This window comes from Citrobacter sp. Cf136 (assembly GCF_030333815.1).
In the GTDB taxonomy this organism is placed as follows: domain Bacteria; phylum Pseudomonadota; class Gammaproteobacteria; order Enterobacterales; family Enterobacteriaceae; genus Citrobacter; species Citrobacter freundii.
Genome location: NZ_JAOWFE010000041.1, coordinates 354,031 through 363,976, shown reverse-complemented (window position 1 = coordinate 363,976; position 9,946 = coordinate 354,031). Strand labels below are relative to the sequence as shown.

The window sequence follows — 9,946 nt, the reverse complement described above, 5'->3', positions numbered from 1 at the left end:
TCGTTTGTGGTCATCCACCCGGGCGGCGTGGACATTATGGGGCCGAAAATCAATCTCAACAGCGGGGGGAGTCCGGGAACGCCGGTGGGGGTGATGCAGCCGGGCGCGCTGGAGGCGCTGGCGGATAATGCGGGAGACGGGAAGGATAACAGAAGTGGCGATGGTGATAACGGTGCCGGGAGTGGAGTGGGCGATGACCAGGGTTACTCCAGCAGTGGGGATGATGAACAGGATAATAAAGAGAAAAAAATCACCTCAATTAGCTGGTCTTATGGTGAAGAACAAACAGAGCTTAGTGATATATCTAGACACTATGTTGATTTGAATCTTCATATGCATACTCTAAATTATGATATAGGTGAAAACGTAAGTTGTGATGTTTTTTATTTCACTCCTGATGGGACGGAGGATAGCCTTTCTGTTAGTGCTGATGTAAATAAAAATAATGAAGCTATTGCGATGAATATTTTTTCTGATATTTCCTCTAAAATATATCTTTACTATGGTGATTAAATGGCTGGGATAGTGACGGTTAAAGAAAAGGATAAAGACATAGGCAAGGTCGTTGTAAAAAGACCACCGTATGACCTCATCAAGGAAAAATATTTGGACCTATTCCCTAACAATGTAGATACGGGTGCTCCGTTGGATAGTGCCGCTTCTGTATATTTTGCGTATCTGTGGGTCGGTGGGCATGCTTTTAGAGAGTATAAAAGAAATCCATCCGCATATGGTAACGCATGCGCGTTACGAATCAGTTACGCTTTGAATATGTCTGGGATGCTTATTCCATCAAAGGTTTCGGTGTTGCCTACAACAAAAATTGGTGGGAATAGAATACTCCAGGGCGGAAATGAATATGTGATTGATGGGGGTAAATATTATTACATATATTCCGTAGAAAATCTCATAACTTTCCTTGAGTACGCTTGGGGAAAAGCAGACATGTTTAAATATGTTCCAAAGAGAGTTTCACAATTAGATGAACTTAAGAAAATGAATAAGAAAGGGATTGTTATATTTTACATTGACGGATTTAGTGATGCGACTGGTCATGCTACTATCTGGGATGGAGTTAAATGCCTTGATGGCAGTACATATTATGATCCGTCGTTACATCCAAAACAGACACTTACTGCTATTAAATTTTGGGATCTCAAATGAAGTTAAGTATGTTCTTTATACTTTTATTATTGAGTTGTGGTGAAGTGTTTGCTTCAGAGCCAGATTATATCCTGCGAGGCAGAGCAATATTATCTCAGTGGGGGGAGATTTATTGTATTAAAAAGTATGTTTTGCAAGGGGTTGATAACAATGATGTTAATGATTCATTACATCTATTTGATTATAGTGATAGAGTGAGCTCTTTAATTTATAGTGATATTTCTAAAGGTAATGTGTTTTATTACATAGATAAGAATATCAGTGATTTTGGGAATTTAGTTAATGGAAAACGGTTAAATCTCATCGCTTGTGTTGAGTTGGTGGATTCTGTTAAGTATATAGAATTTATAAAAAAACAAGACCGATATTTTTACCAAAATAATGCTGGCGTGGGATCTGTAATTCGGTCCTGTGGGCAGAAAATTCCATTTGGAGGATACTGGAGAATGATCTCAAGGTATGGCATTTATGAAAGTCGTAGATTTAAAAAAGGAGATATTTTTCCTGAGTGGAAAAGTAATGATGGATTTAATGGTGGCGAATGGATTCTTGAGTCAAGGGATGATGGCGGTCCCATTAAATTAGATGTCCCATATTTTAAATTTGATTAAATAAATTTAAAAATCAACATCGGGCTTAGGGAAAGATCACACTAAAGAGTGTTTTTTGTACAGATAAATAGAAAGGAACTATCTATGCCCACAGCCCTTACGACTACACACCGTATTGTCGGAAATGGGTGAAACCAAACCTGACCTGCACACCGTGGGATGATCCCAGCTATCCTGGGATGGACACAAAGACAGCAAGAGATTACCTCCCACAAAAAGATTGGCAAATAGATAAATTACCTGCGGGATATACTTGCGCAGAGACTTATTTATTCCCAGACCTTGATGACCCCGGAGGACCTGCAACGGCAGGGATAGATGATTTGGCTGAATTAGGAGTTAAAGGTGCTCAGAGAATTATGAGAGGAGCAAGAAAATGAAACGATTTTTATTAATTTTTTTACAATCATCATTAATTTTAATGCATTAGCATCTTGTGAAATACATCCTGCCGAAGGCTCCTTGCAGGACTTGCTGGATGCAGCTGAAAAAAAAGCGTTTTACGATAATGAAATTACACATATTAATGTGAGAAGCCATATCAGGGGTGCTTTTGCTCAGGAAAAGAGTAGCGACCCTGCGCAGTTGTTGGCAATTCTTGATAATTCATCCATGGTAAAATACTTCAAAGCAGAGAATTCGACTTACGCTCGTATGACCGCGTATCTTCCTAAAAAAATGAATCTTACGAATGTGTCACCGAGATTCAATATGGAGTACTTCGTAGTGAGAGAAAGTAAATCCTGGCTGAGGAAATGCATAATAGCGGTGTGGCCGGAAGAGGCATGGAGCCAAAACGGAAGATCTACATCATTGTAGACTGCCGCTGGCGCTGATTGATGCCGATAACCGTGTGATATGACGGGCGGAAAATGACGAATGGGGTAATCTGCTTTATGAAGATAACCCGCTGAATCTGCAACAGCTTATCCGGTTGCCAGAACAGCAGCGGGATAAAAAAACTGGGCTGTACTCCCCCTGACTGGCTAGAAAGGTTTAAGAAAAAACAACATGCTTTTTAAACAGACTCTGATAGATAATTTATTAAGCAATCGATACTTCCTCTATGTCTTACGAAAATGATCAGTGTGACTATTGTAAATCAATAAATATCCGAGGATATGAGTCAGATTGAATGGTGGAGGGGAAAAAAGAATAACCTCAAGTAAACATATTCAACATCCAAGGTAAATGAATTGCTATTTACAACATATAAACAATTCACTTTACCTTGGTTAAATTTCTATCCGTGTAATCCAATATCAACTCAATGATCCAAATAAAGATAATGCATCCAGCTGGTCATGCGCAGCAGCACTTTACGCATCACTGAAACGTGAGCGAAATGGTCGGAATAGACCGCCACCTGAGCATAGATACCGTCCGGCAGCGCATCCACATCGGCATTAGGATCCAACTCAATCGTAGCCAGCACGCCATCGGTACCCGGCACCACAGTTAAGGACTGTAATGCCCCCTGCGCCTGATAAGAACCGCCCGGCACAACCGGAAGAATGGAGGTCAACTTACCGGAGAAAACCTGACCAGGCAGCGCGTTGAAGACCACTTCCGCTTCATCACCCGGTTTAAGACGCAGCAACGAGTTCTGGCGGAATTGCGCCACAATTTGCCGTTTCTGTTCCGGAATAAATACCATCACCGGGCGCAGAGGTAGTGCGGCGGCGTAGGTCCCGGGCCGAATAAGCACCTGCGTAACATAGCCGTTGCTGGGGGCACGGACAATAGTCTGCTCAAGATTGTATTTGGCTTCAGCGAGCTGAGCGCGCAGAGACGCAACCTGAGATTGCTCCCCGTTGACCATACTGTCTAACTGACTCTGAATCTGCGTCTGTTCGGCAACGGAACCTTTTACCAGCGCGTCCTGTGCCAGATAGTTCTGCCGGGCGTTGTCGATATCGCTTTCAGAGAAGGGATTAACCTTCGCCTGGCTGCCCTTCAAATAGCGTTGATAATCTTTATACAGACGATCGCGTTCAGCGGAAACGCGGGTAGTATTGGCGACGGCTTCAGAAAGTTGGGCTTTCAGATTGTCGATGTTGTGTGTGGCGGTAACAAGATCAGCCTGCAGTCTGTCAACACGTGCCTGATAGCGGCCTGGATCGAGTTTAAATAACACTTCGCCTTTTTTAATCAACTGATTATTTTTATCCGTTACCTCACTAACAATTCCTGTGACTTGCGGAGTGATCGGAATTGAAATAACCGCTTTTTGCGCCGTAAAGGTATACGGGTGGTTATAGTTCATTAATAAGATCAGTCCCGCAACAATGAATACCCCACCTAATGCAGCAGTAGCGAGCGTCCATTGGTTTACCGGAATACGGAATATTTTAAAGATGGCCCAGGCAAAGGCCACATAGGTCAGGACTATCAACAAATCCATGATTAAATCTCCGGAAAGGTGGAGTTATCTGTTTTCTTCTCCCCATCCAGTCTTTTTTCCAACTGGGTGATGCGCTCTGCCAGTGCGGCAATCTCGGGGTCTGGGCCCTTTCCGTTCGACATGATGTGTGATTGCATGCCCCACCCCCGTTCAGGCTGGTAGAGCGTCGCCCAAATCCACAGGAACGGCCATATTGCATGGAGTGTAAACAGGCTAATCCAACCCGCCGTATGAATGGCATCAGCATGAGGATGGTTGCGTTTTTTAGCCATATTATAGGGAATATCGTGAATGGCGATGATTCCGTAAAACAGAACCAGAAAGACGAAGATCAGCACGCCCAGTGCGAAATAATTTAGAAACATACCTGCCTCGAATTCACGCTAATTAGAGTTTTTTTATGCCGGCAGCCGCATGCACCCAGGCTGATGTTTTGAACATAACTGCAGTTTGGGGTTTTCGCCATACCACAAAATAAATATTTTTTCTGGTGAGAAGTTGCTTTCTTTTGCAATAAAAATATCGGGGGGTAGAACCTGCTGTAGATCACATCCGAGCAAATGCAGATGAAAATACTTTGCGATCTGCATCACAAAGATTCAACAAACAGCAAAGGATAAAATGTGAATCAGTTCACATTTACCCCCCATTTTTGGCGAATTCTGATCCAGTGATGTTTTTTTGTACCGATATTTTGTGATTAAGATCACATTAACTAACGCCATACACCCTATATTTACGTGACGAATATCACATAAAAGGTCGTCGACTGGACAGTTGAACGATTCAGTGCCAGATTTCGCAGTATCTACAGGGTCCGGCTACCTCCTGCCGCTACATTAACAAACCTCGGGCTTTCAGCCTGCGCGATAGCAAACATAAGAAGGGGTGTTTTTATGTCATCCGATATTAAGATCAAGGTGCAAAGCTTTGGTCGATTCCTCAGCAACATGGTGATGCCAAATATCGGCGCGTTTATCGCGTGGGGTATTATCACCGCATTATTCATTCCGACAGGGTGGTTGCCGAACGAAACGCTGGCGAAGCTTGTCGGTCCTATGATCACCTATCTGCTGCCGCTGCTGATCGGTTATACCGGTGGTAAGCTGGTTGGCGGCGAACGTGGCGGCGTGGTTGGTGCTATCACCACCATGGGCGTTATCGTCGGTGCAGATATGCCAATGTTCCTCGGCGCGATGATCGCAGGCCCGCTGGGCGGCTGGGCTATCAAACATTTCGACAACTGGGTAGACGGTAAGATCAAGTCCGGTTTTGAGATGCTGGTGAATAACTTCTCCGCAGGCATCATCGGGATGATCCTCGCCATTCTGGCATTCCTTGGCATTGGCCCATTGGTTGAAGCACTGTCCAAAATCCTGGCGGCAGGCGTTAACTTCATGGTTGTCCATGACATGCTGCCGTTGGCGTCTATCTTCGTTGAACCGGCGAAAATCCTGTTCCTCAACAACGCCATCAACCACGGTATTTTCTCACCGCTGGGTATTCAGCAGTCCCATGAGATGGGCAAATCCATCTTCTTCCTGATTGAAGCTAACCCGGGTCCGGGTATGGGCGTTCTGCTGGCATACATGTTCTTCGGTCGCGGCAGCGCTAAGCAGTCTGCGGGCGGCGCGGCAATCATTCACTTCCTGGGTGGTATCCACGAAATTTACTTCCCGTACGTGCTGATGAACCCACGTCTGATTCTGGCCGTTATCCTCGGCGGTATGACTGGCGTATTTACCCTGACTATCCTGAACGGCGGTCTGGTTTCTCCGGCCTCTCCGGGTTCTATCCTGGCCGTGCTGGCCATGACGCCGAAGGGCGCTTACTTCGCTAACATCGCTGCTATCTGTGCTGCTATGGCAGTCTCCTTTGTGGTTTCAGCCATTCTGCTGAAAACCAGCAAAGTGAAAGAAGATGATGACATTGATGCCGCAACCCGTCGTATGCACGACATGAAAGCGGAATCCAAAGGCGCATCTCCGCTGGCGGCTGGCGACGTGACCAACGACCTGAGCCATGTGCGTAAAATCATCGTTGCCTGCGATGCCGGCATGGGTTCCAGCGCCATGGGTGCGGGCGTACTGCGTAAGAAAGTACAGGATGCAGGTCTGTCTCAGATTTCCGTCACTAACAGCGCGATTAACAATCTGCCGCCGGATGTGGATCTGGTCATTACCCACCGTGACCTGACCGAACGCGCGATGCGCCAGGTGCCTCAGGCACAGCACATTTCGCTGACCAACTTCCTCGACAGCGGCCTGTACTCCAACCTGACCGAACGTCTGGTCGCTGCACAGCGCCACAACGTGAACGAAGAGAAAGTCCGCGATCACCTGAAAGACAGCTTTGAAGAGGGTGATACCCACCTGTTCAAACTGGGTGCGGAGAATATCTTCCTCGGTCGTAAAGCAACTAACAAAGAGGAAGCAATTCGCTTTGCTGGTGAGCAACTGGTGAAAGGCGGTTACGTTGAGCCAGAATACGTCGAGGCGATGCTGGACCGCGAAAAACTGACTCCGACTTACCTCGGCGAGTCCATCGCAGTACCGCACGGGACGGTTGAAGCCAAAGACCGTGTGCTGAAAACCGGTGTGGTGTTCTGCCAGTACCCGGAAGGCGTTCGCTTCGGTGAAGAAGAAGACGATATTGCCCGCTTGGTGATTGGTATCGCAGCACGTAACAACGAGCACATCCAGGTGATTACCAGCCTGACCAACGCGCTGGATGACGAATCCGTGATCGAACGTCTGGCCCATACCACCAGCGTGGATGAAGTTCTGGAGCTGCTGGCTGGTAAAAAAGCTTAACGGTTAAGTATCTCCAAAATAGTTCGAGCTGCAGGAAGGCGGCAACGCAGTGAATCCCCAGGAGCGTACATAAGTACGTGACTGGGGTGAGCGAGGAGAGCCAACGCATCTGCAGTTCGAAATATGAAGGCGATATCCTCTCCCTTGTGGAGAGGGTTAGGTTGAGGGAAAAGCCTCACCCCAGCCCTCTTGGGTAAAAACATTGATGAAGGTTAATACTATGAAAGCATTACATTTTGGCGCAGGTAATATCGGTCGTGGCTTTATCGGCAAACTGCTGGCGGACGCGGGGATACAGCTGACGTTCGCGGATGTAAATCAGGTCGTGCTCGATGCCCTGAATGCCCGTCATAGCTATCAGGTTCATGTCGTAGGTGAAAACGAACAGGTTGATACCGTCTCCGGCGTCAACGCCGTGAGCAGCATCGGCGATGATGTCGTCGACCTGATTGCCCATGTAGATTTAGTCACTACCGCCGTCGGTCCGGTCGTGCTTGAGCGTATCGCTCCGGCCATCGCCAAAGGGCTGGTTAAACGCAAGGCACAGGGTATAGCTACTCCGCTGAATATCATCGCCTGTGAAAACATGGTGCGCGGAACGACCCAGTTGAAAGGCCATGTAATGAACGCGCTGGCAGATGAAGACAAAGCCTGGGTTGAAGAACATGTTGGCTTCGTCGATTCCGCCGTGGACCGCATTGTTCCGCCTTCGGCTTCAGCAACCAATGACCCGCTGGAAGTTACCGTAGAAACCTTCAGTGAGTGGATTGTCGACAAAACACAGTTCAAAGGTGAACTACCAAATATTCCAGGAATGGAATTAACTGATAACCTAATGGCATTTGTCGAACGTAAACTCTTCACGCTGAACACCGGGCATGCTATAACCGCGTACCTCGGAAAATTGACCGGTCATCAGACCATCCGTGACGCGATTCTCGACGAGAAAATCCGCGCAGTGGTAAAAGGTGCGATGGAAGAGAGCGGCGCGGTACTGATCAAACGCTATGGTTTTGATGCAGCAAAACATGCGGCATACATTCAGAAAATCCTCGGTCGCTTTGAAAACCCGTATCTGAAAGATGACGTTGAGCGCGTGGGTCGTCAGCCGCTGCGTAAGCTGAGCGCGGGAGATCGTCTGATTAAACCGCTGCTGGGTACGCTGGAGTATGGTTTGCCGCATGCGAATCTGGTTATCGGTATTGCGGCAGCGATGCACTATCGCAGCGAAGAAGATCCGCAGGCACAGGAACTGGCCGCGCTGATTGACGAAAAAGGTCCACAGTCCGCGCTGGCGCAAGTTTCCGGGCTGGATGCCAACAGCGATGTCGTGCTTGAGGCTGTTAACGCGTATAACGCAAAGAAATGATGCAGGACCTGGCGCAGGATATCCTGCGCCTGAATAATAGATTGTCAGATATGCAGGCAATAATGGAACAAACGCAGGCCTTTGAAAATCGTGTGCTTGAGCGTCTGAATGCTGGCAAAACCGTACGCAGCTTCCTCATCACCGCCGTAGAACTGCTCACCGAGGCGGTGAATATTCTTGTGCTTCAGGTATTTCGCAAAGACGACTATGCGGTGAAATATGCTGTAGAACCACTGCTTGACGGCGACGGTCCGCTGGGCGATCTTTCCGTTCGCCTGAAGCTCATCTACGGTCTGGGCGTGCTCAGCCGACCGGAGTATGAAGACGCCGAGCTTCTGATGGCGCTGCGGGAAGAGTTAAACCATGACGGCAATGAATATGCGTTCACCGACGATGAAATTCTTGGTCCGTTTGGCGAACTCCACTGCGTGACGGCACTCCCGCCGCCACCGCAGTTTGATACCTCAGACTCAGGTCTGCACGCGATGCAGATCCAGCGCTACCAGCAGATGGTGCGCTCCACGATGGTACTTTCCCTGACCGAGCTGATTTCTAAAATCAGCTTAAAAAAAGCCTTTCAAAAATAAGACGATGCTTGCTTATTTCTCTTCCTGCTGCGGTCGATAAAGCTGCCGATAGTACGCCAGACGTTGCAGATACAACTGCGCATTCTCCTGCGGTATTTCAGAAGGGACAACGTTGCGTGGCGGTGTTTTATTCAGATACTCGCGAAAAGCCTGGCTTGAAGCCATAAAATCGACCGTCTTATCAATTAGAGCCGAAACGTTCTCACCTATTTTCGCCATAATCTTCCCTCCTCCATGTATTAACCGCGCTCAGCCTGCGCGGTTGATCATTTAAGTTTAGGATCGGTTTGGCAATTACATTAAGGAAAACGTGCTTCACTATGAACCCGCCAACAAAATGCGCCATGGTCGATCTTATCGCTTAAAATTCCTTATTAATCAAAATAGTAATATTTTCATTAGCTGAATAATACTTGCAACATTTGATTATTTATCTTCGATTAGTTGTGAATAATCCCGCTCTGCGCGCATACTATAGGATATTCATCCTATTTTTATCAGAAGCTATCCTATGAAAGAAGTCGAAAAAAACGAAATTAAACGCCTGAGCGATCGTCTGGACGCTATCCGCCACCAGCAGGCTGACCTGTCTCTGGTTGAAGCCGCCGACAAATATGCTGAGTTGGAGCAAGAGAAAGAAACTCTGGAAAACGAGATTGCACGTCTGCGTGAAGTCCATGGTCAGAAGCTGAGCAAAGAAGCGCAAAAGCTGACGAAACTCCCTTTCCGTCGTACCATCACCAAAAAAGAACAGGCCGACATGGGCAAGCTGAAGAAGAGCGTGCGCGGCCTGATTGTCGTTCACCCGATGACCGAGCTTGGCCGTGAAATGGGCCTGAAAGAGATGACGGGCTTCGCGAAGAGCGAGTTCTGATCTCCCACCGGGCAACATCCGCTTGCCCGGTCCTTCACTTCCCCTCGCAATTGGCCCTACCAATTTTAGCCAGATCATACCAGCACCTCACATTTCATTAAAATGTGCATACAATACCGTTGCC

Annotated in this window: 9 protein-coding genes and 2 pseudogenes; 8 read left to right on the top strand and 3 right to left on the bottom strand. The window is 47.3% G+C overall.

What is annotated here, in order from left to right; all coding sequences use genetic code 11:
• The 4 genes and pseudogenes from OGV98_RS23475 to OGV98_RS23460 all read left to right on the top strand — a co-directional run.
• A pseudogene (locus OGV98_RS23475) lies at positions 1-513 on the top strand (hypothetical protein); the annotation flags it as partial.
• Positions 514-1,164: a T6SS effector amidase Tae4 family protein gene (locus OGV98_RS23470; RefSeq protein WP_049002647.1), complete on the top strand. Its 651-nt coding sequence runs from the start codon at positions 514-516 to the stop codon at positions 1,162-1,164.
• Positions 1,161-1,775, top strand: coding sequence for a hypothetical protein (locus OGV98_RS23465; protein ID WP_044714158.1), 615 nt, complete (start codon positions 1,161-1,163; stop codon positions 1,773-1,775). The genes OGV98_RS23470 and OGV98_RS23465 overlap by 4 nt, the downstream gene beginning before the upstream one ends.
• An 86-nt stretch (positions 1,776-1,861) precedes the next feature.
• Positions 1,862-2,155 (top strand): annotated as a pseudogene (locus tag OGV98_RS23460) (RHS repeat protein); the annotation flags it as partial.
• An 887-nt stretch (positions 2,156-3,042) separates the two neighbouring features.
• Here OGV98_RS23460 and OGV98_RS23455 read toward each other — a convergent pair.
• Positions 3,043-4,179: an HlyD family secretion protein gene (locus OGV98_RS23455; protein ID WP_003024188.1), complete on the bottom strand. Its 1,137-nt coding sequence runs from the start codon at positions 4,177-4,179 to the stop codon at positions 3,043-3,045.
• Between the two features lie 2 nt (positions 4,180-4,181).
• Positions 4,182-4,544 carry a DUF3302 domain-containing protein gene (locus OGV98_RS23450; protein ID WP_044714160.1) on the bottom strand — a complete coding sequence of 121 codons (363 nt, stop codon included), beginning with the start codon at positions 4,542-4,544 and terminating at the stop codon, positions 4,182-4,184.
• A 531-nt stretch (positions 4,545-5,075) separates the two neighbouring features.
• Between OGV98_RS23450 and mtlA the strand changes: the two genes are divergently transcribed.
• The 3 genes from mtlA to mtlR all read left to right on the top strand — a co-directional run bounded on the left by mtlA (position 5,076) and on the right by mtlR (position 8,948).
• Positions 5,076-6,992, top strand: coding sequence for a PTS mannitol transporter subunit IICBA (gene mtlA / locus OGV98_RS23445; RefSeq protein WP_003024181.1), 1,917 nt, complete (start codon positions 5,076-5,078; stop codon positions 6,990-6,992).
• A 220-nt stretch (positions 6,993-7,212) separates the two neighbouring features.
• Positions 7,213-8,361: a mannitol-1-phosphate 5-dehydrogenase gene (gene mtlD, locus OGV98_RS23440; RefSeq protein ID WP_160179642.1), complete on the top strand. Its 1,149-nt coding sequence runs from the start codon at positions 7,213-7,215 to the stop codon at positions 8,359-8,361.
• Entirely contained in the window at positions 8,361-8,948 is a 588-nt protein-coding gene (mtlR, locus tag OGV98_RS23435; protein ID WP_003024179.1) for a mannitol operon repressor MtlR, read from the top strand. The genes mtlD and mtlR overlap by 1 nt, the downstream gene beginning before the upstream one ends.
• A 12-nt stretch (positions 8,949-8,960) precedes the next feature.
• Here the strand turns inward: mtlR and OGV98_RS23430 are convergent, their stop codons facing one another.
• Positions 8,961-9,167, bottom strand: a complete 207-nt coding sequence (locus OGV98_RS23430) for a hypothetical protein (protein WP_003024176.1) — start codon at positions 9,165-9,167, stop codon at positions 8,961-8,963.
• A 292-nt stretch (positions 9,168-9,459) separates the two neighbouring features.
• Between OGV98_RS23430 and OGV98_RS23425 the strand changes: the two genes are divergently transcribed.
• On the top strand, positions 9,460-9,822 hold the full coding sequence (locus tag OGV98_RS23425; RefSeq protein ID WP_003024174.1) for a YibL family ribosome-associated protein: 363 nt from the start codon (positions 9,460-9,462) through the stop codon (positions 9,820-9,822).
• Positions 9,823-9,946 lie beyond the last annotated feature (124 nt).

Excerpts from the sequence above, each read along its gene's own strand:
- mtlA (WP_003024181.1), top strand. The coding sequence starts at position 5,076 with ATGTCATCCGATATTAAGATCAAGGTGCAAAGCTTTGGTCGATTCCTC.
- OGV98_RS23425 (WP_003024174.1), top strand. The coding sequence starts at position 9,460 with ATGAAAGAAGTCGAAAAAAACGAAATTAAACGCCTGAGCGATCGTCTG.
- mtlD (WP_160179642.1), top strand. The coding sequence starts at position 7,213 with ATGAAAGCATTACATTTTGGCGCAGGTAATATCGGTCGTGGCTTTATC.
- OGV98_RS23430 (WP_003024176.1), bottom strand. The coding sequence starts at position 9,167 with ATGGCGAAAATAGGTGAGAACGTTTCGGCTCTAATTGATAAGACGGTC.
- OGV98_RS23470 (WP_049002647.1), top strand. The coding sequence starts at position 514 with ATGGCTGGGATAGTGACGGTTAAAGAAAAGGATAAAGACATAGGCAAG.
- OGV98_RS23465 (WP_044714158.1), top strand. The coding sequence starts at position 1,161 with ATGAAGTTAAGTATGTTCTTTATACTTTTATTATTGAGTTGTGGTGAA.
- OGV98_RS23455 (WP_003024188.1), bottom strand. The coding sequence starts at position 4,179 with ATGGATTTGTTGATAGTCCTGACCTATGTGGCCTTTGCCTGGGCCATC.
- mtlR (WP_003024179.1), top strand. The coding sequence starts at position 8,361 with ATGCAGGACCTGGCGCAGGATATCCTGCGCCTGAATAATAGATTGTCA.
- OGV98_RS23450 (WP_044714160.1), bottom strand. The coding sequence starts at position 4,544 with ATGTTTCTAAATTATTTCGCACTGGGCGTGCTGATCTTCGTCTTTCTG.